The 24,359-nt window shown below is 67.2% G+C and carries 17 protein-coding genes and 1 riboswitch; of the genes, 5 read left to right on the top strand and 12 right to left on the bottom strand.

Annotated features, from left to right (window positions below; genetic code table 11):
- Window position 1 precedes the first annotated feature (1 nt).
- A riboswitch (adenosylcobalamin (AdoCbl) riboswitch) is annotated at window positions 2–149 on the bottom strand.
- A gap of 42 nt (window positions 150–191) precedes the next feature.
- Window positions 192–482 (bottom strand): PepSY domain-containing protein, encoded by a 291-nt coding sequence (locus IJ15_RS0104425; RefSeq protein ID WP_031937139.1) that lies wholly within the window; start codon window positions 480–482, stop codon window positions 192–194.
- A gap of 205 nt (window positions 483–687) precedes the next feature.
- Between IJ15_RS0104425 and glgX the strand changes: the two genes are divergently transcribed.
- Both glgX and treY read left to right on the top strand, forming a co-directional pair.
- Window positions 688–2,799 (top strand): glycogen debranching protein GlgX, encoded by a 2,112-nt coding sequence (gene glgX / locus IJ15_RS0104420; RefSeq protein WP_031937138.1) that lies wholly within the window; start codon window positions 688–690, stop codon window positions 2,797–2,799.
- A complete protein-coding gene (treY, locus tag IJ15_RS0104415) occupies window positions 2,796–5,174 on the top strand; it encodes a malto-oligosyltrehalose synthase (RefSeq protein WP_031937137.1) in 2,379 nt (792 codons plus the stop codon). Before glgX ends, treY begins: the two co-directional genes overlap by 4 nt.
- Window positions 5,175–5,189: 15 nt before the next feature.
- Here treY and IJ15_RS0104410 read toward each other — a convergent pair whose 3' ends face one another.
- Window positions 5,190–5,564 (bottom strand): VOC family protein, encoded by a 375-nt coding sequence (locus tag IJ15_RS0104410; RefSeq protein ID WP_031937136.1) that lies wholly within the window; start codon window positions 5,562–5,564, stop codon window positions 5,190–5,192.
- Between the two features lie 290 nt (window positions 5,565–5,854).
- Here IJ15_RS0104410 and IJ15_RS0104405 point away from each other — a divergent pair, with 290 nt between their 5' ends.
- From IJ15_RS0104405 to treZ, 3 genes are all read left to right on the top strand, one after another.
- Window positions 5,855–7,177, top strand: a complete 1,323-nt coding sequence (locus IJ15_RS0104405) for a vWA domain-containing protein (RefSeq protein WP_031937135.1) — start codon at window positions 5,855–5,857, stop codon at window positions 7,175–7,177.
- Window positions 7,178–7,291: 114 nt separating this feature from the next.
- Entirely contained in the window at window positions 7,292–8,101 is an 810-nt protein-coding gene (locus tag IJ15_RS0104400) for a mycofactocin-coupled SDR family oxidoreductase (RefSeq protein ID WP_031937134.1), read from the top strand.
- A gap of 46 nt (window positions 8,102–8,147) precedes the next feature.
- Window positions 8,148–9,887 (top strand): malto-oligosyltrehalose trehalohydrolase, encoded by a 1,740-nt coding sequence (treZ, locus tag IJ15_RS0104395; protein WP_031937133.1) that lies wholly within the window; start codon window positions 8,148–8,150, stop codon window positions 9,885–9,887.
- Between the two features lie 20 nt (window positions 9,888–9,907).
- On the opposite strand, the gene IJ15_RS26335 is transcribed toward treZ, so the two are convergent.
- The 10 genes from IJ15_RS26335 to IJ15_RS0104345 form a co-directional block, all read right to left on the bottom strand.
- A complete protein-coding gene (locus IJ15_RS26335) occupies window positions 9,908–10,060 on the bottom strand; it encodes a hypothetical protein (protein ID WP_031937132.1) in 153 nt (50 codons plus the stop codon).
- 3 nt (window positions 10,061–10,063) lie between these two features.
- Window positions 10,064–10,879, bottom strand: coding sequence for a class E sortase (locus IJ15_RS0104385; protein WP_031937131.1), 816 nt, complete (start codon window positions 10,877–10,879; stop codon window positions 10,064–10,066).
- 31 nt (window positions 10,880–10,910) lie between these two features.
- The gene (locus IJ15_RS26330; protein ID WP_197059742.1) at window positions 10,911–11,048 is read right to left on the bottom strand and encodes a hypothetical protein; all 138 of its coding nucleotides are present in this window, start codon (window positions 11,046–11,048) and stop codon (window positions 10,911–10,913) included.
- A 145-nt stretch (window positions 11,049–11,193) separates the two neighbouring features.
- Window positions 11,194–15,855 (bottom strand): DUF5979 domain-containing protein, encoded by a 4,662-nt coding sequence (locus IJ15_RS0104375; RefSeq protein ID WP_031937130.1) that lies wholly within the window; start codon window positions 15,853–15,855, stop codon window positions 11,194–11,196.
- A gap of 878 nt (window positions 15,856–16,733) precedes the next feature.
- Window positions 16,734–17,843 carry a cellulase family glycosylhydrolase gene (locus IJ15_RS25475; RefSeq protein ID WP_197059741.1) on the bottom strand — a complete coding sequence of 370 codons (1,110 nt, stop codon included), beginning with the start codon at window positions 17,841–17,843 and terminating at the stop codon, window positions 16,734–16,736.
- On the bottom strand, window positions 17,840–19,030 hold the full coding sequence (locus IJ15_RS25470; protein WP_081880574.1) for a glycosyltransferase: 1,191 nt from the start codon (window positions 19,028–19,030) through the stop codon (window positions 17,840–17,842). The genes IJ15_RS25475 and IJ15_RS25470 overlap by 4 nt, the downstream gene beginning before the upstream one ends.
- Window positions 19,027–21,129: a MurT ligase domain-containing protein gene (locus tag IJ15_RS25220; protein WP_197059740.1), complete on the bottom strand. Its 2,103-nt coding sequence runs from the start codon at window positions 21,127–21,129 to the stop codon at window positions 19,027–19,029. Before IJ15_RS25220 ends, IJ15_RS25470 begins: the two co-directional genes overlap by 4 nt.
- A 75-nt stretch (window positions 21,130–21,204) precedes the next feature.
- Window positions 21,205–22,185, bottom strand: a complete 981-nt coding sequence (locus IJ15_RS0104355; RefSeq protein WP_051918496.1) for an LCP family protein — start codon at window positions 22,183–22,185, stop codon at window positions 21,205–21,207.
- Window positions 22,186–22,274: 89 nt separating this feature from the next.
- Entirely contained in the window at window positions 22,275–23,063 is a 789-nt protein-coding gene (locus IJ15_RS0104350) for a YveK family protein (RefSeq protein ID WP_156112015.1), read from the bottom strand.
- Window positions 23,060–24,280 carry an O-antigen ligase family protein gene (locus IJ15_RS0104345; protein WP_031937125.1) on the bottom strand — a complete coding sequence of 407 codons (1,221 nt, stop codon included), beginning with the start codon at window positions 24,278–24,280 and terminating at the stop codon, window positions 23,060–23,062. Before IJ15_RS0104345 ends, IJ15_RS0104350 begins: the two co-directional genes overlap by 4 nt.
- Window positions 24,281–24,359 lie beyond the last annotated feature (79 nt).

Here is a 24,359-nt window from a genome sequence, read left to right as displayed (position 1 = left end):
GAGGTTCCTTTCCGAGGTCGCACGCCTCGAAAGCCGGAGAGGACAGCGGGGCGACCTGGCTCGCAGCGACGACGTCGCTGACCACAGTGGCGGGACCGCGCCGGATTCACACCGGACTTCCACCCTTTTCGCTGTCCGAATCATGTTGGACGCCGGAATCGTAGCCCAACAGCAAACCTCGGCTGCGACCGTCACCCCGAACCGGACGGCGCTGACGGTCCGCCCGCGGGTTCGTCCTCGATGATGCGGCCCGTCTGCAGGTCGATCTCGACCTCCCGGTGCACGCCCGCGAGATCGACGTAATCCACCTCGACGGTGGGCCGCCCGTCCTCCTCGTCCAACTCGATGCCGAGGATCCCCGGCATCGGCGGCGGTTCCTGAGCCGCGGCGACCCCGCCGCCGACCGTCGACATCCCCACTCCGACCACCGCCGAGAACAGGAGCGCCGTCGCACTTCGCGCCACGACACGAACCGTGAACATGAGCAATCACCTCGTCCGAGAACAGAAGTTGGCCCCTCCACGCTAACGCGGTCAGCTACCTCGATCGATCCGGACAACCGGCATTCTTCGGAAATTCTCTCGATTCCGTCCGGTCCGAAATTCAGACCTTCACCCGTGCGCCGTTTTGGTGGTCGCCGCCACCGGACAGGCGCACAGGCGACGGAGTCGCCTAGGGTTCTGCAGCATGGAGCGCACCGACTTCCCGACGGTCGAGGTGTGGCCGGGCGCCGCGTATCCCCTGGGCGCCACCTTCGATGGCGCAGGCACCAATTTCTCGCTGTTCTCCGAGGTCGCGGACGCGGTGGATCTGTGTCTCGTCGCACGGGACGGCACCGAGACCCGCGTCCGCCTGGACGAGGTGGACGGGTATGTGTGGCACGGATACCTGCCGTCGGTCTCCCCCGGGCAGCGGTACGGCTACCGGGTCCACGGACCGTACGAACCGCACTCCGGGCTGCGTTGTGATCCGTCGAAGTTGCTGCTGGATCCGTACGGCAAGGCCTTCGACGGCGCGTTCGACGGTCACTCGTCGCTGTACGCCTTCGGCGGGGACTCACTGGGGCACACCATGACCACCGTCGTGATCAACCCGTTCTTCGACTGGGGCGCCGACCGGCCCCCGCGGACGCCGTATCACGAGACCCTCATCTACGAGGCACACGTCAAGGGCATGACGGCGACGCATCCGGACGTGCCCGAGGGCCTCCGCGGGACGTACGCCGGCATGGCGCATCCGGCGGTGATCGACCACCTGCGGTCGCTGGGCGTGACCGCGGTGGAACTGATGCCCGTGCACCAGTTCCTGCACGACCAGGTCCTGATCGACCGCGGACTGCGGAACTACTGGGGCTACAACACTTTCGGGTTCCTCGCCCCGCACGCGGAGTACTCGTCGGCGGGGAAACCGAGCGCCGTCGTCACCGAGTTCAAGGCCATGGTGCGCGACTTCCACGCGGCCGGGATCGAGGTGATTCTCGACGTCGTCTACAACCACACCGCCGAAGGGGACCACCGAGGGCCGACGATCTGTTTCCGCGGCATCGACAACGCCGCCTACTACCGCCTGGACGACGACGATCGCGCGCTGTATCGGGACTACACCGGGACCGGCAACAGCCTGGGTGCGCGCCACCCGCACACGCTGCAACTGATCATGGACTCACTGCGGTACTGGGTGACCGAGATGCACGTCGACGGCTTCCGTTTCGATCTGGCCTCCACCCTCGCCCGCGAACTGCACGACGTGGACCGGCTTTCCGCCTTCTTCGACCTGGTACAGCAGGATCCGGTGGTGAGTCAGGTGAAGTTGATCGCCGAACCGTGGGACGTCGGCGAGGGCGGCTACCAGGTCGGCAACTTCCCCGGCCTGTGGACCGAGTGGAACGGCAAGTACCGCGACACCGTGCGCGACTACTGGCGGGGCCGACCCGCGACGCTCGGCGAGTTCGCCTCACGGCTGACCGGGTCGTCGGATCTGTACGAGGCGACCGGTCGTAGACCCGGGGCGAGCATCAACTTCGTCACCGCGCACGACGGCTTCACCCTCACCGACCTGGTGTCGTACGACGAGAAGCACAACGCGGCCAACGGCGAGGACGACCGCGACGGCGAGAGCCACAACCGATCCTGGAACTGCGGTGTCGAGGGCCCCACCGACGACCCGGGCGTTCTCGCCCTGCGCGCCCGCCAGCGCCGGAACATCCTCGCCACACTCTTCCTCAGCCAGGGCACACCGATGCTCGCCCACGGCGACGAGATGGGACGCACCCAGCAGGGCAACAACAATGTGTACTGCCAGGATTCGCCGCTGTCGTGGATGGACTGGACACTGCTCGACGACGGCGCGGACCTGGTTCGGTTCACCCGGCGGGTCAGCGCACTGCGGGCCGCGCACCCGGTGTTCCGCCGACGACGATTCTTCGCGGGACGCCCGGTCCGCGACGCCGAGCACAGCCGCGACATCGCGTGGCTGACACCGGAGGGACGGGAGATGACCACCGCGGACTGGGACAGTGGATTCGGCAAGGGCCTGGCGGTGCATCTCGGCGGGGACGCCATCCCCGAACCCGACCGGCGCGGGCGGCGGGTGGTCGACGACTCGTTCCTGCTGCTCTTCAACGCCCACGACGAGGCCCTGGAGTTCACCGTCCCGCACGGCGAGGCCGACACCCCATGGACCGGCGAACTGGACACCACCGACTCCGCCGGAGACACCGATGCCGTTGTCCTGCCGGGTGATTCGATCACCGTTTCGTCGAGGTCCCTGCTGGTACTGCGCCGGGACCGACTGCGATGAGGCCGATCACCGCCACCTACCGACTCCAGTTGCGCGGGGACGCGTTCACTCTCGACGACGCCCGGCGCCTGGCCGACTACCTGGACCGACTCGGCGTCTCGCACCTGTATCTCTCGCCGATCCTCACCGCCACCGCCGGGTCGATGCACGGGTACGACGTCACCGACCCGACCACGGTCTCGGCGGCACTCGGCGGGCGGGCGGCACTGGCGGCGCTGGCCGCGGAACTCGCCGAACGCGACATGGGGATCATCGTCGACCTGGTTCCCAATCATGTCGGGGTCGGACGTCCGCGGGAGAACCGGTGGTGGTGGGACGTGTTGACCCACGGCCGCCGGTCGCCGTTCGCCCGGTTCTTCGACATCGACTGGCGTGAGGACAACGGGGCGGGCGGACGGATCGCGCTACCGGCCCTGGACGACGACTCCGACCTCGACGCTCTGCGTTTCGACCGCGGCCGAGGCTCGCCGATGCTCGCGCTCGGCGACCAGCGGTTCCCGATCGCCCCCGGCACCGAGGACGGTGGCCCCCGCGAGGTGCACGAGAGGCAGGCCTATCGACTGGTGGGGTGGCGCGACGGTGTCGTCGGCTATCGACGCTTCTTCACGATCAACGACCTCGCTGCAGTCCGACAGGAGGATCCGCGGGTGTTCGACACCACCCACCACCAGTTCGCGTCGTGGGTGCGCGACGACCTGGTCGACGGCGTCCGCGTCGACCACCCGGACGGGCTGAGCGATCCGGCCCGGTACCTGCACACCCTGCGGGAGGTCGTCGGCCCCGACCGCTGGCTGCTCGCCGAGAAGGTCCTGTCGGCGGGCGAACCCCTGGACCCGACGCTGCCGATCGACGGGACCACCGGATACGACGCCCTCGCCGAGTACGCCGGCGTGTTCGTCGACCCGTCCGGGGAGTCGACGCTGACCGCGCTGGCCGGTCGCGCGGACGCCCCCGGTGACGCGGTGTGGCTGCGCGACAACGGTATCGAACTCCGCCGGGGTGCCGCGCGCACCGAGTTGGCACCCGATGTGCGACGTCTGAGCCGCGCGGTGCTGCGTGAGTCGCCGACCTTCTGCAACCCGGACGAGTTGCGTGAGGCCCTCGTCGAGGTGCTCGTCCACGTGCCGGCGTACCGCGCCGACTACGCACCTCTCGCCGGCACGGTTCCCCGGACGATCGGGGCGACACTCGCGCGCCACCCCGAATGGTCTGCCGCACTGACGACACTGGCCGGTGCGCTCACGGATCCGGACAACGAGGCGAGCATTCGCTTCCATCAGGTGTGCGGCGCGCTGACCGCCAAGGCGGTCGAGGACCGCCTGTTCTACCGCACACCTCGGCTCGTCTCGCTGTCCGAGGTGGGCGGTGACCCCGGCCGGTTCGGCTGCTCCCCCGCCGAGTTCCACCTCCGCGCCGCCGACCGTGCCCGGCTGTGGCCGCGGACGATGACGACCCTGTCGACGCACGACACCAAACGCGGCGAGGACGTCCGCGCACGCATCGGCGTGCTGTCGCAGGTCCCGGACCTGTGGGCCCGCTGTGTCGCCGACTGGGAGATCGCCGCCCCGAGCCCGGACGGTGTCACTGGACTCTTCCTGTGGCAGAACATGTTCGGAGTGTGGCCGGCGGACGGCTCCACCCCCGGTGCCGACCTCCGGGAACGACTCCACCGGTACGGCGAGAAGGCCGCCCGCGAGGCGGGCCTGCGCACCACCTGGACCGACGTCGACCAGCACTTCGAGCACGCGCTGCACAGTTGGATCGACGTGGTCGTCGCCGGCCCGGTCGGCCGCAGCCTCGGCCGGATCGCGCAGCAACTGGCCCCGCACGGCCGGTCCGACGCGTTGGGCCAGAAACTGCTGCAACTGTGCGGGCCCGGCATCCCGGACGTGTACCAGGGCACCGAGCTGTGGGAGGACTCGCTGGTCGATCCGGACAACCGACGGCCGGTGGACTACCGGCCCCGCCGCGAACTCCTGCAGTCGATGGACACACCCGGCGTCGAGACGCCGCCCCTCGACGAGTCCGGCGCCGCGAAACTGCACATCACCCGCACCGCGCTGCGACTGCGCCGGGAACGCCCGGACAGCTTCGTCGGCGGCCACTACCGCCCCGTGTTCGCGGTCGGTCCCGCCCACGATCACCTCGTGGGCTTCGCCCGGGGCCCGGCCGGTCAGGCCTCGGATGTCATCGCCCTCGCCACCCGGCACAGTGTGCGGTTGAACGAAACCGGCTGGGGCAGTTCCAGCGTCGCGCTGCCGAACGGGAAATGGTTCGACCGGCTCACGGGCGAGCTGTATGCCGGCACCGCGCAGCTGACGAGGGTGTTCGAGCGGCTCCCGGTGGCCCTGCTGGTCCGCCTCGACCGACCCTGAGCGACACCTGCACCGCTAGAGATACGGGCGGGTGATCACCTCGATGGCGTGTCCAGCCGGATCCTTGAAGTACACGCCCCGCCCACCGTGTTCCGTATTGGTCCGCCCGGGCAGCAACATCTGCGGATCGGCCCAGTGTTCGATCTCCGCCGACCGGAGCCGCCCACAGGTCCGATCGAACTGCTCGTCGTCGACGAGGAAGGCGTAGTGCTGCATCTGGATGTCGAAGGGCGGCTCAGCGAACTGGAGCAGTGCACCTCCCTCGAGGTGCAGGTTCGCGAAGATTCCCCAGTCAGGCGCATCGCTCAGGTCGAGCAGTTCTCTATAGAACGCAGCGGACGCATGGCGGTCCGTGGCGGGAATGATCGTGTGGTTGAACGTTGCCGGCATCGTGCGATGACCTCTCGGTTGATCGGTAGCCGAGGATGTGGTTCAACGCGAGACAACACCGAAGAAGCGCACCGCCCACGCGTTGACGACCTACCGGGGAGGAATCGAGCAACCTCGGAGGTAGGTGCAGGGTGCACGGAACACTGAGTCGCCGAATGACTCGAGCGTGAAACCACTACCTCCGGTGTAGGCCCATCTGGGGCGCACGTGCGAACCTAGCAGCCCTACCCGAAACATGCACGGGCGGCGAGTCGATGCCCCGAATCCCCCGACAAGGAGACCGTTTCACCGTGACCACCCTGACCCGCGGCGCCAACACGACGATCACCGATCAGCCCGCCGCAATTGCGGTAACTGGAACCGTGCCCGGCAGTGTCGACCTGTTCGTCTTCCAACTGGGAGACGATCGCAAGGTCCGCAGCGACGACGACCTCGTCTTCTTCAACAACCCGGTCTCCGCCGAGGGGGCAGTGACACTCGATCCGTCGGGGCAGGTCCGGCTCGACCTCACCGCGATCCCCGACGATGTCACGATGATCGCGGTCGCGGTGTCCGTGGACGAGATGGTGCCCGGACCGCTGTCGGCGGTGCCGGCGCTCGCCGTCACGTTCGACCAGACCGGCGGGGAATCGATCACCGCCGCCACGGACGGTCTCACGACGGAACGCTCGGCGGTCCTGCTCGAGGTCTACCGCAGGAACGGGACGTGGAAGGTCCGCAACGTATGCGCCGGCTGGAACGGCGGGCTGGTCGCACTGGTCACCGAGCACGGTGTCGCAGTGGACGATTCCCCGTCCGAGCCGACATCGACGGCCGCGGCGGGCGCTGCGTCGACACCGCGTCCGTCCACCACCGGCACGGCGACGGTCGATGCCGACGGTGTCCGTTCGGTGCCCGCGGAGGCGAGGCTGTCGCTCGAGAAGCGGCAGAAGCTCGACCTACGCAAGAAGGAGGTCGCGAAGGTCCTGCTCACCAAGGGCGCCCGTGACTACGTCGGGCGGGTGATCCTGGTGATCGACAAGACCGGTTCGATGAGTCGCCGGTACTCGGGCGGCGAAGTGCAGGAGATCGTCCGTCGTATGGTCCCGGTGGCAACGCAACTCGATGCGGACGGAATGCTCGAGGCGTACCTGTACGGAGTGCGGTTCGCGAAACTGCCCGATGTGACCGTCGACGGTGTCGACGAGTGGATCGACACGTATGTACACCTCCACGGAGTGCACGGCGGCATCGACTACGACAAGCAGATCGGCGGCATCAACGACGAGATTCCGATCATGTCCGAGGTGCTCGCCGGTATCGACAGCGGCACCAGCACCCCGACCCTGGTGCTGTTCTTCACCGACGGCGGCTTCCAGAAGAAGGCAGCCATCCAGGCGCTCATGCGCCAGGCATCGTCGCGAGCGGCGTTCTGGCAGTTCATCGGCATCGGCAAGAGCAGCTTCGGTGTGCTCGAGAAGCTCGACACGCTGGAGGGTCGAGTGGTCGACAACGCCGGCTTCTTCTCCGTGCGCGACGTCGATGCCCTGTCCGACGCCGAACTCTACCGCCGGCTGCTCTCCGAGTACCCCGACTGGCTGAAGGCGGCCCGCGCAGCGAACATCCTGCGCTGACCTGGCCCGCCGCACGGCGTCGCCCTCCCGGTCAGCGAGAAAGGAATGTCCGCTCACCCCGGCAACCGAATATGGTCCAGCTCACATGATCGTCGAGAGCTGGAGGACATACCCATGAGCGCGAACCGTTTCGTCGGCAAGGTCGCTTTCATCACCGGAGCCGCCCGCGGCCAGGGCCGCGCCGAGGCGGTCCGCCTGGCCTCCGAGGGTGCGGACATCATCGCGGTCGACGTGTGCGCCGACTTCGGCTCCACCGCCTACGACGGCGCCACCGAGGCCGATCTCGCGGAGACCGTCGCCCTCGTCGAGGGACTCGGCCGCAAGATCGTCGCCACAAAGACCGACGTCCGGGACTTCGACGCACTGTCGGCCGCCCTGGCCGACGGCATCGCGGCCCTCGGCCGTCTCGACGTCGTCGTCGCGAACGCCGGCATCTGTTCCGGCAACATGTCGTGGGAGATCACGCCCGAGCAGTGGGAGGAAACCCTCGGCGTCAACCTCACCGGCGTCTTCTACACCGTCAAGGCGGCGATCCCGCACCTGATCGCGCAGGGCGAGGGCGGTTCGATCGTCCTCACCAGTTCGGTCGCCGGCCTGCGCGGACTGCCGTTCCTCGGCCACTACGTCGCCAGCAAGCACGGCGTCACCGGGCTCGCGAAGACCCTCGCGGTGGAACTGGGCGAGCACAACATCCGCGTCAACACCGTCCACCCCAACGGTGTCGCGACCGGCATGCAGGTCAACGACATGCACGCCCTCATCCAGGAGCACCCCAACCTGGGACCGATCTTCATGGGCAGCCTGCCGGACCAGATCAGCCAGCCCGAGGACATCGCCAACGCGGTCGCATGGCTGGCCTCCGACGAGGCCCGGCACGTGACCGGCATCCAGCTGCCGGTGGACCTGGGAACTCTCATCCGCTGACCGCAGAGCGGCTGCGTCGTGCACGGGATCAGGGCATGCTGATCCCGTGCACACCTTCGAGGTCTGGGCCCCGCTTCCGCAGTCGGTGCGCGTCGAGGTCGACGGGTACGGGCACGAGATGACCCGCTCCCCCGACGGTTGGTGGCGCGCCGACGTCGCCGCCGGACCGGGGGCACGGTACGGATTCGTGCTCGACGGCACTCCGCCGGCGCTGCCCGATCCGCGCTCGCGACGGCAACCGGACGGGGTCCACCTGCCCTCGCAACTGCACCGACTCGATCCCGCGGGTTGGACGGATTCGGCGTGGACGGGCCGCCGGCTGGCGGGCAACATCGTCTACGAACTGCACGTGGGCACCTTCACCACCGAAGGCACGTTCGACGCCGCGATCGGACGGCTCGACCACCTGGTCGGCCTGGGCGTCGGCTTCGTCGAGTTGATGCCGGTCGCCGCGTGGGGCGGTCCCCGCAACTGGGGTTACGACGGCGTGCTCTGGTACGCGGTGCACGAGGGGTACGGCGGCCCGGACGGCCTGCAGCGCTTCGTCGACGCCTGCCACCGCCGGGGGCTGGCCGTGGTCCTCGACGTCGTCTACAACCACCTCGGCCCGTCCGGCAACTACCTGGACCGGTTCGGCCCGTACCTCGCGGACAGCGGAAACTCGTGGGGCCGCGAGGTGAACCTGTCCGGCCCGCACAGCCAGGAGGTGCGCCGCTACATCATCGAGAACGCGCTGTACTGGCTGCGCGAGTTCCACATCGACGCGCTGCGCCTCGACGCGGTCCACGCGCTCGTCGACAACACCGCCGTGCACCTGCTCGAGGATCTGGCGGTGGAGGTGCACCGGCTGTCGGCGCACCTGCGCCGGCCACTGACCCTCATCGCCGAGAGCGACCTCAACGATCCCAAGATCATCTCGGCGCGGGCCGCCGGCGGCTACGGCCTCGACGCCCAGTGGGACGACGACGTCCACCACGCGATCCACGCCGCGGTGTCCGGCGAAAGACAGGGATACTACGGCGATTTCGGCTCCCTGCAGGCACTGTCCCACACGCTCACCCACGGCTACTTCCACGCGGGCACGTACTCGACGTTCCGGGGGCGTAACCACGGCCGGCCCATCGACATCCGCCGGATTCCCGCCGACGCCCTGCTCGCCTACACCTGCACCCACGATCAGGTCGGCAACCGGGCCACCGGCGACCGGCCCGGGACGTATCTCACCGCCGGTCAGCTCGCGATCAAGGCCGCGCTGGTGCTGTGCTCCCCGTACACGCCGATGCTGTTCATGGGCGAGGAATGGGGCGCTCGAACGCCCTTCCAGTACTTCACTTCCCATCCCGAGCCCGATCTCGGGAAGGCGACCGCGGAGGGCCGCCGCCGCGAGTTCGCCGAACACGGCTGGGACGGCGCCGACATCCCCGATCCGCAGGACCCCGGCACCTTCGAGCGGTCGAAGCTCGACTGGTCCGAGACCGCGATCGCGACGCACGCGCGGTTGCTCGAGTGCTATCGGGCGCTGATTGCGTTGCGGCACAGTCGCGCCGAGCTGACCGACCCGTGGCTCGAACACCTCAGGGTCGAGTACGACGAGAACGAACGCTGGATCGCGCTGATCCGGGGCGAATTGCGGATCGCGTGCAATCTGGGCGCCGACGCGGTGACGGTACCGATCGGCGGGGTCCCGATCCTGTGGTGGGAGGAGCCGACGGTGGACGAGACGGCGTCGGCGATCGTGCTACCCGGGCACTCGTTCGCGGTTCTCGACACCGGTTCGATCGGCTGACGCGGAGCGGGACTGCCGGGCTATACGGTGACGTCCGAGTAGGGCAGGAGCTCGGACACCCAGGGAAACACCACTTCCATGAGCAGCAGCACGAGCGCGACCGCGAGAACGATCGCCAGCAGGGCCTTCACCGGTCGGGGGCCGGGAAGTGCGCGCCAGAGAAAGCCGTACATTCATCACTCCTGCAATGCCGCGGGAAGGTGGCCCGCGGACTTCGGGATCGTCTCGACGAGAATGCCGTGCACGATCATGCGTTCGGCGTTCGAGAACAGCGGATGGCACGTGGTCAGCGTGAGCATACTTTCCAGCCCGGGGCCCGCCTCCACCCACGGGGCGCCGGGCATCGGGTTGACGACCTCGATGTCGCCGGGCACGGTGATGTGCCGGCCCTGGAGGTGCGCGTAGTCGCCGTCGGAGACGCGGTCCGCCTGCTCGGGGCTCAGGCAGGCGTCCGCCGCCGCGCGTCGGTCGGCCGAGGGGGCCTCGAGCGGGAGCAGTCGGTAGGTCATCCAGTGGGACGCGGTCTCCACGACGACGGCGTCGCACGCCTCGAGTTGATCGAGATGCTGGAACACCGCGCCGGTACCGATGCGATGCCCGGCGAGCGCGAAATTCCCCGCCTCACCGGGCATCTGGGTTTCCGGGTAGTGGCCGGGGCCGGCCCGCAGGTCCTCGTTGCGGGTGCCCTCGACCACGGCGTACGCGGCGCCGGAACCGAGTGCGGGAAGGTGCACCCGCGCGAACCCCTCGCCGAGGGCGGGGGCCGGCCGGGCGACCGGCTCGTCGCCGGCCGCCCGGGCGTCGTCGCCCCAGGACTGCTCCAGTCGGGTGTTGACCTCGTCCTGCAGCCGCCCGGAGACGAGATTGGTCCAGAACGCCTCGTAGACAACGAAAAGCAGGACGAGGACCCCGGCCGTGAGGAGCAGTTCGCCGAGAATCTGGCCCGCGCGCGGCCGCGGCCGATCGGGGCCAGGAATCTTGGTATCACTCACGGACCGGAGCCCCTTCCACAGATGCGTCGAACTAGCTGTTGATCGTGATGCTTCCGGCGCCGCCGAGAAGATCGTAGAGGAGCACGGACAGGCGACCGAGCCCGTCGATCACGGCAGAACCGGTGGTCTGGATGTCGCCGATGACAATCGGAAACGGGAGGATGAGCACGAGAATTCTCCTTCGTGGGGCGGCCGAACGGGCGGCCGCGAGATGGATGGTCGGCTGGTGCGGGGTGTTCGATCGGGGTGGTGGCGGGGCGGGCGCGACCAGGTATGGATCGCACCCGCCCCGCTACCGGGGTGGCGGCTGAGGTCTATCCCTCGCCGGACACCCGCCTGCGGTTACGCAGGGTCAGCCATCCGCCACCGGCGATCAGCGCCAGCGCCGCACCGACCAGCCAGATGACGTTCGCACCGGTCACCGGCAGGGACGACGACTGGTCCGGCTGGGCCGCGGCCGGCCTACCCGGAGCAGGCTTGCCCGGAGCACCATTGTGGCCGGAGTCGCCCGGATTGGACGGCTCGCCCGGCTGACCGGACACCGGCGGAGTCGGTCCGACGGAGCCCGAACCCGGAGGGGTCCACGATCCGTCCCACGGCGGCAGCGGAATCGGGAGCGGAATGATGATCAGCCCGTTGCTGCTCGTCTCGTTCTCGAGTCCCAGGACCACCGGTGCGTTCGCGTCACCGGTGAGGATGACGGTGGATCCGGCCTTCTCGCCGTCGATCCCGGCGACGTCCGCGCTGCCGTCCTTGACGCCCCACTTCACGTCGCCCCACTTGACGTTGGTCACGTCAGTGTGGGCGCCGGTCTCGACGAAGGTGATCTCCGTGTCGAGCGGGAACTGGACCCGGCCATCGACGACGGCGGCGTCACACGCGGAGGTCGGGGTGACCGACGCGCCCGGCTTGACGTCGAGGACGCAGGAACGCGCCTCGTCGTCGATGTCCGTCCACGTGGCCGTGACCTGGAAGGTCGTGGACGGATCCTTCGTGACCTGGTTGCCCTTGGGGCCGGTCACGATCTTCTCGATGTTCACGTCCGTCGTCGGGATCGGGCGGTTGTGGATCTCCACCTTCGCCTCGTCTCCGGGCACGATCGCGACGGTGTTGCGGTAGTCCGCGGCACCGGCGTCCTCGGACACCCAGTAGTACGGCCGCGCCCAGTCCATGCCGGGCAGGGGGCTGGGATCGACCTCGGAGAAGGTGATCACGGTGTTCCGCGGCAGAACCTCGCCGGACTTCCAGCTGAAGCCGTTCTCGGCATTGAGGGTGATGGTCTCGCCCACTGCCGGGAAATCGGTGCCCGCGGGGAGCGCCGGATCGATGCCGTCGATCCTCACCTGGAACTCCGCGCCTGCGGGCAGGTCGGAATCGATGGCCCGGACGGCCTCATCGCCGTCGAGGATGAATTTCGTGAACTCGACCGAACCGAAGGCCCACAGGGCCTCGTTCGTCAGCGTGATCAGACGCCCCTCGGTGGGGTCGTCGGACACGATGCCAGTCACCGTGCCGTTGCCGTTGTCCTTCAGCCAGGACGCACCGTTGGGGTCGGTGCCCCAGGCGATCGTTCCCCACTCCACGCCTGCGACATCCGGGCGGCCGACCTCGGTGAAGGTCACCTCGGTGCCGACGGGCAGCTTGGCGCTCAGCGGCGTGGCCACGCCCATCTTGACGGTCAGCGTCTCCTTGGCGTAGTCGACGCCGTCCTTCCAGCTGGCCTCGACCGTGAACTCCACGTCGTCGCCGATCTTGCCGGCGGCCTCGCCCTCGACCTGCTTGAGGACGCGCAGGGTGCCGTCGTTCTTGTCGACGAAGTTGACGACCTCGACCTCGCGGAGGTCCTTGCCGATGGTCACCACGCCGGACTCGCCGATCGTGACGTCCCCGGTGTAGGCGGGCACGCCGTAGGCGAGACCCTTGCCGTTGTCCGGAACCGTCTCGGTCAGCGTGACCTTGGTGCCGCCGGGCAGGCTCTCACCGAACGGGACCGCGGTGCCGTCGGACGGGAGCGTCAGCGTCTTGGACTGCGGAACGTTGTTCGCGTCGGTCCAGGCGGCGATCACGTCGAACGTCTCGGGGACGTTTTCGGCGAACGCCTCCGGACCCGTGAGCTTCTTGCTCACCTCGAAGGTGCCCTGGGTGACCTTGGCCTCGTTGGTGACGGAGATGGTGTTCGCCGCCGCGTCCTTGCCGATGGTCAGCGTATTGCTGGCCTCGAACTTCGGCTCCGACCAGGTGATGAGGTCGGTGTTCGTCGGCTGCACCTCGGTGATGGTGACCTTCGCGCCGATCGGCAGCTTGTCCAGGTTACGGAACTGGCCGTTCTTCAGCGTGAACGCGCGCGTCTCGTTACCCGATCCGTCGCCGAGATCGATCTCCGCCTTGAACTCGAAGACCTCATTGCCGGTCAGCGTCACACCCGGCTCGCTGACGACGGTCTTGGTGATCTTCGCCGAGCCCAGCACCGCCTTGTTGACGAGCTCGACGGCGACGTTGGTCTTCGGCGTGATCGCCACGACCGCCTCGGAGCGGTCCGCGTTGAGCGTCACGCCCTCGGCCGGCGCGAACTTGCCCGGCTCGAAGGCGACACCGGGAACCGTGGGCAGGTTGATCTCGGTCAGCCGGATCTGCCAGCCGTTGCCGCGGTTGTTGACGCCGCTGACGGGCGTGCCATCCGCCTTCACCTTGATCTCGTAGGTGCTGCTCGCCGGATCGACGCCCGGAGTCTTCCCGGGTGCGAACTCCTCGACCTTCACCGTGAACTCGGTGTCCTCCGGGAACTCCTCAGAGAACTGGTCGGCCTTCTTCAGCAGCGAGAACGAGCCGCGCGAAACGCCTTCACCGGTGCCGCTGCCGCCCCACTGCTGCGTGACGCCGTGCGAGAGCTCCCTGTCACCCGTGTAGGAGAGCGTGTTGCTGTAGCCGGTGCCGCGATCGTCCACGCCGCCGCTGGTGGTGCAGAGCGTGTACTCGATGAAGTACCGAGTCTCGCGGCTGTAGTCGCCCTTGGCCGCGTCCTTCGGGAGCGTGATGTCGATGCCGCCGGCGGTGCGCGTCACCACGGTGGCGGCCGTCAGGTCGCGCTCCGGGTTGGCGGGGTTGTTGCCGAGGAAGTCCTTCGCGATGACCTTGAAGTTGAGGTCCTTCTTCAGATCACCGGTGACCTCGCACACCGTCAGGGTGTCGGAGAACTTGTCCGAGAGGACCGCCGGCTCCGTGAGCCCCTCGAGGTGGCGTCCGGGGACCTCCACCTTCCAGTCGATGGTGGTGCCGGCAGGCTGCGCCTCGCCGGCGACGTCCTTCGGGACGGTGTTGAGATTGCCGGTCTTCTTGCCGCTGAAGCCGGGACCCTTCACCGACGCGTCGACGTCCACGCCGTTGACCTTCGCGTCGTTGGCGAAGACGTTCTTGTCATCCGGCACGGCCTTGTCGGCGAGGCAGCTCCGGAACTCGACGTAGTAGTACTGCTCCGCGTCGAAGGACCTCTTGTCCTTCACCTCGAAGTTGATGTCGAACGACTGCTCGCCCGCCTTCGCCGTGTTCGTGATCGTGAACTGGCCGCTGGCGTCGGTCCTCGCGGGGGCCTTGCCGTCCGCGCCGGGCAGGTAGTTGGACTTCTTGATCTTCACATCAAGGCCACTCACGCAAACCTCGTGCCCATCACCAAGGGTCTCCGCGATGGCCACCTTGTGCTCGTTGGCTGCGATGACGCTGCCCGGGACCATGATGGTCCAAGCAATCTCGTTGTAGCGCGAGCCGCCGACCCAGCTGCCGGACTTCTTCGCCTTGGTGTCCGGCGTCCAGTCCTGCCCGACGCCAGCGCTCGCGCCCTTGCCCACGTCGATGGAGTTGGTGTACTGCGTGTCCTTGGGGTCCACCACGCCGCTGGAGGTGCACGAGGTGTATTCGATGCGGTAGAGCTTGTTCGCCTCGAAGGCCTTGCCGTTGTCGATCGCGATGCTGACGGGCTCGCCCGCCTCGGCCTGGGTGATGGAGACGCCGCTCGCGACCGGCTTGAGGTCGTTCGGGCGACCGGACGCCAGCGTGGCGTTCAGACGGCCGTCGCCGCACAGCTTCATGGTCTCCGAGAGCGTGTCGCTCAGCGTCACCTTGCCGGTGCCCGCCGGATCCCGAGCAATCAGATCGGAGCCGGGGATGTCGATGGTCCAGCGCACGGCCTGCTTGTCAGACTGGAGCTTGCCCACCTTCTTCACATCGCCGAGGTTCTGACCGTCGCCGATACCGCCGCCACCGGGCAGCGGGACCTCTTGGTTCAGCTCATTGTTGATCGTGAAGTCGACGTCCTTGGACTCGGTGTACTGGACCGCCCTGACGAAGACCTCGAACGTGCCGCGCACCTCCTCGGGGTTCTCCAGCACAGCGTCCGTGAGCACGCAGGTCATGAGGTTGGTGGCGGCCACAAGCTTGCATTCGCCCCAGACGACGCCACCGCCCTTGAGTTCGACCGGCTGGTTTGCCGGGATCTTCAGCTCCTTGGGAAACTGAACCGTGAACTCGTCGCCCGGCTGCGGGTCGGCCTGCGAGGCGTCCCACGTGCCCTTCACCGAGACGGAATCGCCGACGGTGATCTGCTCGCCGTTCTTCCCCTCGACCTGGACGTCGGTGATCTTCACCTGGATGTCCGGGTTCAGTCCACGAGGGGTGGCGGCCTTTGCTTCCCGCTTCTCTGTCGCGGGGGCCGTCGTCGTGGTTGTGGTCGCGGGCGACTCGGACGTCGAGGTGGCCGGAGCCTTCGTCGTGGTCACGGGCGACTCGGACGTCGTGGCGGCCGGAGCCTTGGTCGTGGTCGCCGGAGCCTTCGTCGTGGTCGTGACCGGCGCCGTCGGCGTGGTCGTGGACGCGCGGGGCGCCGTCGTCGTCGAGGTGGCCGGACTGGTCGTCGTGGTCTCGCCCGGGTCCGCCGAAGCAACCGGGGCTAGTGCGAAGGACGTCCAGACCAGGGTGAGGGCCATGAAAAGTAACCCCAGCGCCGCCCACCGAGACACCACCCCCTCTTCGGCACGGCGAAGGAAGACACGGTTACGCATGGTTTTACCTTTCGTTACACACACAAATGTTCTTGTGGACATGGCGGAGTTCACCGACCTGGCGCGCAGGGTTCTCGAGATCAGGCCCGCACCACTCCGGTGACCCGTTCGAGGACCGGGAACGGCTCGCAACTACCCCCGGGCGGCGCCACCGGGGTGCGCGCAAGTTCGGATGTCGACGATGTGACCGGCGAGCAGTCTTCGGGCAACGCGCGACGCGGCCGCAAGGCTTGCCATTCGATCCCTTCCACTGAACGGCGCAAGTTGGACAACCATCCATATACACGCTCGGAGGGCACACGCGCTGAGACGAACCAACGTTTGATTTCGGACTTTCGGACCGCAGGCGACCTCAGACATTCTGACAAAAATGTTGCACTACAGAGTGATTGAGCCGAATCGAGCGAGATCGGAGCGAACCGCGAAGCACCCGCGACCAGGCGGAAACTTCACCCCCGAAATCACCCTAACGTACTGGTCGCCCGTCTAACTTCGTCGGCCGTTCGTTTGGACAGGCGCGCACACTTTCACGACAGCAAAGTCGCCGCAGCGGCGGTGTCGTCACTCACTTCAGCATGCCCGAGTGACGTACACCACTGCCCTGCAAGGAATTTGATGTGACGCCGGTACCAGGTCGCGACGAAATGCTCCGAGCATGTCGCCGGCACAGGCGCGGCCCGATCCCCTGCGACGTGCCGACCCTGAACGGTGAATTTTCTGGCACTACCGCAGCAAGCGAGCGATCCCGAATATCTTCCACCGCTGGACGGCGCCGCCGAACACGCGACCTGGCTCACGTCCCGCTACGAAGTGAGGATGTCCCTCAGATGGATCAGCGCGGGCTTCTCCGACAGATCCCGCCGTAGGAGTCCATAGTTGCCGTTCTGCACGGAAGCTTCGGACCCTCGATCTCGCAGGTTGTACCAGTACACGCGATCCACGCGGGGATACTCGTCCTTGACGATTCTCAGTGTCGTGGTCAGATATTCGGCCTGAGCGTCTTCGGTGACCCCTCGAGCCCACGGCTTGGAGGCCGGCGACTCGCCGTGCGTGGACCATCCGAATTCGGTGAACCAGATCGACTTGTCCGAACAACCGTTGGCATCGAGCACGGCTTCCAGAACATCGAGATGCCGCAGAGACCCGACACCGTCATCCGGCCGATCCGGCCCGGCATCCGACGGCAACTGATACGGGTTGACCGTGATCGCATCCGTGGACGAACAGGCACCGCCCCGGAGCAGTGCGTCCCACCATCGGTCGTCCACATACTGCGAGCCACCGGCAACCACAGCCATTTTGTTCCCCACGCGAGAGCCCTCGACAGCCTCGTGGGTGGCCCGCAGCATTTTCACATATTCTTCAGCCTCCCGGCCTTCCTGCTGTGCAACAAAGAAGTCGGGATTATTTGGTTCGTTCCAAACCTCGATTGCGCTCACCTTACCGGAATATCTTTCTGCCATACTCCTGGCGAACTTCGCAAAATCGTTCGGGTCCTTCGGCGAAGACTGCTTCGATCGACCATTATTCGCCCATTCCGGCGAATCCTGAATTGTGAGAAGTACATCCAATCCGACAGAATGCGCCAGATCGATGGATTTGTCGTACTTGGCCAGCGCCCACGCGGCGTATTCGCCCTGAACCGGCTCTACGGTCTTCCAGCCCATGTCGACGCGGACACTCCGCCCACCTGCAGAGCGAAGCGAATACAACGCCTGGCTCGCCGTCTGTTCGTCCTCATAGTTCCAAAAACCGTGATACTGGGCTCCCACCTCCGGAAACCCCGGATCCTTGTCCGCCATCGCGACACTCAGTGCGCCGAGAGCGAGGACCCCACCCAGAGCAAGCACAGAACGATTCCGAATACGTCGCATCTTCTTCATCCGCGCCACCTCGCACACAGCGTCAGTCATCCGGATAACGGATTTTGCAGCGGTGGATCTGTATGCCGCCTGGATTCCCATATTCCAGGGGAATATTCAGGCCGCATAGCGCGATCATACAACTCACCCAACTCCACGGAGAGTAAACGGAGCCCTGGTCGTTTCTCGGCGCGCAAACGGGCCAGTTCACCCACCCGAGCGGATTCTCCGCGATCGGCCAAGCGATGGATCACCCTCGACGCCAGTGCATCCAGGTCCGTGCCGGCCACCTCGTCCACCGGATCGAGAAATCCGGACGCACCTGCTTCCTCGGTCGCCACCACGACACGGCCTGCCGCCTCGGCCTCGAGGGCCACCATCGGTAACCCTTCCCACCTGGAAGCCATCACCACGGCATCGGCCGCCGCGTACCACCGCCTGGGCACCGCTGCACCGACGTGGACAACTCCTTCCGGCAACGGCCGAGGAAGATTCGAATCGCCTTGATCGGGTCCCACCAGGTACAACAGTGCACCCGGAACTGCGGCACGCACCCGGTCCCAGATCGCGACCAGGCGGTCCTGCCCCTTCTGTTCACACAGGCGAGCAACACACACAGCTACCGCAACATCCGTGGGCATGTCGAGCAGACGCCGCGCTTCTCCCCGATCATCGGGACCCCACTCCGCGACGTCGACCCGATTCGACACCAGATGGAACGGACCGGCGATCCCCTGAACTTCGCCGACGCGTCGCTCGTGCCCACCCACGTTCACCGTCAGCGTGGTCCAGCGGTTCGCGGCCCGCTCCCACCGGACGGCGGCGGCCGCGGTGACACCCCGGGCAGCCTGGAACGACCAGGCATGGGGTTGGTACACTGTGGGAATCCGCTCCCGCACGGCCAGCCGTCCCGCGAGTCCGGCCTTTGCGCTGTGCAGGTGGATCACGTCCGGCCTCCAGCGACGTACCGTTCTCGCCAGATCTCGTGATTCACCGAGCACTCCCACACCGGGACTACGGTTCGCAGACCACGGAAGGTGTTCGGCCCCCGCCGTCACGATGTCGGTGTGCAGGTGACCGTCCGTCGGGCAGGCCACCGCAACCGTGAATCGGCGACGAGATTCCCGGGACGAATCCATCAGCGAGGAGACGTACTGGGCGACGACCGCGGCGACGCCGGCGGTCGTGGGCTGGGCGACGTGGAGTACCCGCAGGGACCGTCCGTCCGCCGACGTCACGAGCTCGGCCGCCGTAGTTGCTCGACGCGGACGCGGGAGGTAGGCGACAGATTCAGGGCCGGGAGTTCTTCCACTCGGGACAGACCGAGCGCGCGTGCACACAGCAGATCGGCTAGCTGCGGGTTGTAGGCCAGAACCGGACCGTGGAGAAGGGTGCCGACAACGGAACCCTGCACGGCGCCCTCCCGACCGAGACACGTGTGCTCCGACGCGCGAGGGGCTCCGGGCTCGATCTCGGCGAACGGTGCCGCGTCTTTGCCGAGAATCGTACGGATCCCTGGGTTCTCGAACCCGATCACGGGGTCGGTCAGTCCGTCGACGAGGGGGCGCGCGACCACTTGCCGCAAGGCGGGGAAGTCCGCGGTGCTGGCCGACTCCGTGTGGCAGTCGAGAAGGCCGAGGCCCGTGGACGAGCTGTCGTTCGGCAATGCGAATCGACTGGCCAGGATGTGCAGTCCTCCGCCCGCCGCGAGCACCGGAGCCCCCCGCTCGACAGCAGCGGACATCCCACCGTGCCGGCGCAGAACGCCGCAAGCGAGCACCAATTCCTCTCGGAGCGGCCCCCCGACGACATAGATGTCCAAAGCAGAGGGCGCCGGATCGTCGAGAGTGGTGGGGACGATCACCGCGCTCAGGCCTCGGCGGCGGAGACGATCTCGGAGGACGACGGCGTTCCCGCTGTAGCCGCCGGCTCCGAGGACGGCCGGAAGCACCAGGCCGATTCGCACCGTGGACGCACCGTTCCCGGCGTTCCTGTCACACGGTCTGGATCGAACGACGGGGACGTCCCGGTCGGGCGGTCTGCAGCCCCCGGCGCCCGCGGTCTCGGTGACCGCTGCGGGCTCGGTGTCGAGAACCCCGATCAGCTCTTCCATCACCGTGTAATCGGCCAGAACGTCCACTCGGCCGGCTGGGCACCGCCGAATCGCCGCGGCCACATCACCTTCCAATTCGTGGTCGACCCCGGCATGGAACAGGCGCAGGGACAGATCCGCCGCGCGATCGCCGGAAACGATCACCGTCGGCGGCGGTGCGGAAGCCCCCTGTTCCCCGCTCAGGCTGGAGTAGTCGACATCCCAGAGCCACGACGGATCCCGGCCGTCGGCCGCGCGCCCGTTCACCGCCACGACCACAGCGGCACCGTCCGTCGCCGCCACAGACAGGCATTCCTCCGCACCGACCGGGTTCTTGGCCATCATCGGACGTACGAGGTGCTCACCCCATTCGGCAACTCGATACCGTCCGGCGACGCTGTCCACCGACGACACGCCGCGAACGGCCTCTAGTGGATCCACTCCCAGCGCCACTGCTGCAGCGACCGCCTGGGCGGCGTTGCCGAGATTGGCGCGGCCGGGCAACCTGCTGTCCACCCTCGCATTCACCCCGCCGGGTCCGGAGAGGGTCCGGCCTTCGATCGTCCAGTCGGGTGCGGGCCGGGTAAGCACGCAGTGGGTACACGACCACGTTGCGAGTCCGGCGGTGCCGGTCGTGGCCCACTCGATCAGACCTCCGCAGCGCGGGCAACCGACGGCCCGATCGACGCGGGGAGCACCGCAGGCCACCCAGATCACCTTGTGGGCGTCCCGGGCCGCGGACACGATGTCGACGTCGTCGCAGTTCGCTACCACAGTCGCTTCGGGGAGACGCGAAAATGATTCGCGCAGTGCCTGTTCCACCGATCGAAGCTCGTCGGCTCGATCCAGCTGTTCGTGACTGAGGTTGAGCGCGATGACGACATCGGGCTCGAGTTCCGCGATCGTGGACGGAGCATCACCTTCGGCGATCTCGATCGACGCGAACGGCGCGAGCGGCGCGTCGACGAGTGCGGCGACGATTCCGTGCCGCTTGTTGGACCCCCGCACATTGGCTGCGACCGGCGCGACCGCCGACAGCGCGGCAGTGACGAGAAGGTTCGTGGTGGTCTTGCCGTTCGTCCCGACGATGGCAACCGTCGTCCGCCATCCGCCGAGGCGGCGCAGGGCAGCGGGATCGATGGCGAGGGCGACGCGGCCTCCGACGGTCGACCCACGGCCCCGACCGGTGAGGCGGGAAACGCGTGCGGCCGTTCGCCCCGCGACTCCGGCGAGGCGAGCACGCATCGGCACCGGGTCACCGAATGAGGATCTTCGACCGGGTCGACCGGGTCGCATGACGTCCGAGTTCATTGTTCTCGATCACTTCGTTACGGCTGGAAGGGTTTTCGCACCAAGGCCGGGGGTGATCGGGTCACCGTGAGCGACTGCCCGCCAGAACTCGGCGCCTCGATCCACATCTAGGTAGACCACGCTCCGATCCCCTTCCAGTCCGGTCCCGGACACGGGGGCGGTGAAGAACTCGAAGCTCTCCCGATCGGTCCGTCGCAGTACTTGCGCCAAGCCCAGCAGACTCGAATCATCCAGCCCCGCATCCAGACTGATGTTCCGCGTTACAGCCTGTACGACGTTCTTCACCTGTTGGGGCGAACGATACGTACCGGGACTGGACAGAGTGTCCATCATCGCCCGCAGAAAGTTCTGATGACGCTGGACGCGATCGAGATCGCCGCCCGGTAGATCCATGCGTTGTCGGATGTACCAGAGCGCCCGCTCGCCATCGAGGAAGTTCTTCCCCTCGGTGAACTCGTGCCCCCAGTTCGCGGTGTCACCGGCAACTTCCACGGAGATACCGCCGACAGCATCCGTCAGTGCCGCGAACCCGCGGAAGTCGACCGTGGCGACGTGATCGATCCGCACACCGGTGATCCTTTCGACCGTCTCGACCAGCAACGACGGACCACCGTAGGCGTGCGCGGCATTCAGTTTGTCCATCCCGTGCCGCGGGATCTCGACCCAGCTGTCACGGGGTACGGATACGACCCGCACTCCCGAACCGTCGTCCTGCAGGGCCACGACCATCATTGCGTCGGCGCGACTACCACTGTTCGATTCTGCCGCATCGGATCCGGTGGTGGCGTCGTCTGCCCGGACGTCCAACCCCATGAGCAGGAACGTGGTCTGACCGCCATCGGTCACTGTCGGCGGCCGGGCCGACTCCTGGAGGTCGGCGAAAACCCCCGGAATCCGTTCGATCTCGGCGAGCCAGTGATGGATCAATGCCACCGCGCCCCCGACGAACAGCGTCAGGATCAGTGCTGTCGCGAGCAGGAGTCGCGTCACCGTCTTTCGAAGGCTGCGTCTGCGGCGGCGGTCTCGACGCGAGGACCGGTGCTCGTCCGTCACCGTCGGGGCCGTCTCCACCGACGGCATCACGAGTCCTTCCCCTCGGAGTATCGGACGGCTCGCGAGAACGGTTCGGCCCGCGTCCGGTCGTTCGCCGGGCGGTAGGTACGCGGTATCGCGTCGAAAACGTCTGTGTCACAGTTGTCCACCGAACGCAGCAACGGCGGATAAACCAACGGCGGCTCAGACGGAGGTGCCGGCGAGAAGTCCGCTGCGGAATCGATCTCCTCCGGAACCGGTGACGCAGATCGGCGCCCGCTCACGACGTACCAGAGCGCGGCCGCCAGGGTCACCGTCATGCCCACCAAGAGCAGTAGATAGGTCAGCCGTGGCGGCCCCGTCGCCGCATCGTCGAGTCCGGCGAGCGAGATGATCTGGACACGCACGTCGCTGTCGTCGAAGGACTGTCGCACACCCGACTGCGCAAGATGGTTCGCGATGCCGACCGCTTCGAGTCCGTCCTCGCTTTCGGCGACGGCACGGATCACGGTCGCGTCCGCATCCGTCTTGACCTCGATCATCGAACGTAGCTCGCGTGGATCGATCGCCAGGTCGCGCGCCGTAGCGTTCAGCGACTCCGACGAGGTGATCCGGACGGCGTACTCGTGTGCGATCAGGCGGAGCGCATCGGTGGACACCGGCGTCTCAGGCGCAGCCCGCACCGCGAGCACCGACGTCGCCCGATACGTGGTGGGCATGGCCATGATGACGGCGAGGCCCAGAAGGATCACGGCGACGGCACCCCCGAGACACGACAGGGCCAGCGGGTGGCGTCGCGCCCAGCCCAGAACCCCTTCTCTCGTTCGCTCGGTCATGCGTGCGCCCCGCCTTCGCTGTCCCGGCCGCGATACAGCGATACACCGAGTCCGGCCAACCCGAGAAGGGTCCACCACGTGTAGGCGATCATCGGGTTCGCCAACGGGTTGTCGACCAGGCCGTGGAACAGCATGACCGACAGTCCGACCAGTGGCATGAAGATCACGGCGGCCACGGCTGCTGCCGACGGCCCGCGTCTTGCCGATCTCGCGACTCTCCCCACATTCCCGAGGGCACGACCGATGAACAGCGACAAAGGAATCACTCCGAGTAGTCCGATCTCGTTCAGATACGAGAAGAAAATGTTGTGTGGATGTGGAGGCCGGATGCTCGCCAACGGTCCGTCGCCGCTCTCCGCGTTGCGTCTGAAGCCCTCCGGTCCAGTCCCCAGCACGGGGTGCTCGTCCATCTGACGCAGCGACTCCTCCCAGATCTCCGCGCGATGATCGTCCGGATTCTCGGACACTTGGCCGATGCTCCCCAAGCGCTCCACCACCAGGCCGGTGGTCGACATCTGCCCCGCCGGTCCCGGGCTCAGAGACAGTGCGGACACGTATGCAACCGCGGCGATCCCGGCCAGTACCAGCACCGCCACCGTGCGTCGGGCCGACGGCAGGACGACGATCACCGCGACGCATCCGAACACCGCGGCGACCCATCCCCCCCGGGAGAAGCTCAAGGTGAGTGCCAGTGCCAGCAACAGCATCTCGAATCCCGCGAGCAGTCGACGGTTCCGCGTGTCGGCATGGCAGAACAGCACCAGGGCCATCGGCAGACCGGCAGCGCAGGCGATACCCAGCTCGTTCGGTTGCGAGAACGGGCCGGTGGCGCGCCCGTCGATGGCACCGCCACCGAACCGCACCGCCAGGTCGGGCATGGAGACGATCGCCCACACGGCGCACACGCTGAGCGCCAGCACCAGGTCGCCGCAGAGAATGCGGATCCGGTCGATGGAGTCGACACAGAATGTCAGCGCCACTGTGAAGCCGATGCCGGCGAAGGTGACGAACACCAGCTCCAGGGCCCTGCTCAGATCGTCCGACCCGAAGACGGAGGCGAGCAGGGCCACCCCGAACAGCAGAAGCAGACCTGTTGCGGGCGCCGAGATCACGGGGCGCCCTCCCCGTAGGACGTACAAGACCGTCAACACGACAGGAATCGCGAAGACGATGACGATCGCGTTCAACGGGACGCCCGATACCGGCACACCACCCACCGGGAGAAGTAGAACGGCTGTCCGGCATGCCGCCCACATGGGCGACGGTCTTTCCGGTTCACGCGGAGCGCCCGCCTGC

This window comes from Prescottella defluvii (genome assembly GCF_000738775.1).
GTDB classification, from domain to species: Bacteria; Actinomycetota; Actinomycetes; order Mycobacteriales; family Mycobacteriaceae; genus Prescottella; species Prescottella defluvii.
This window is presented reverse-complemented; position numbering and strand designations above follow the sequence as displayed.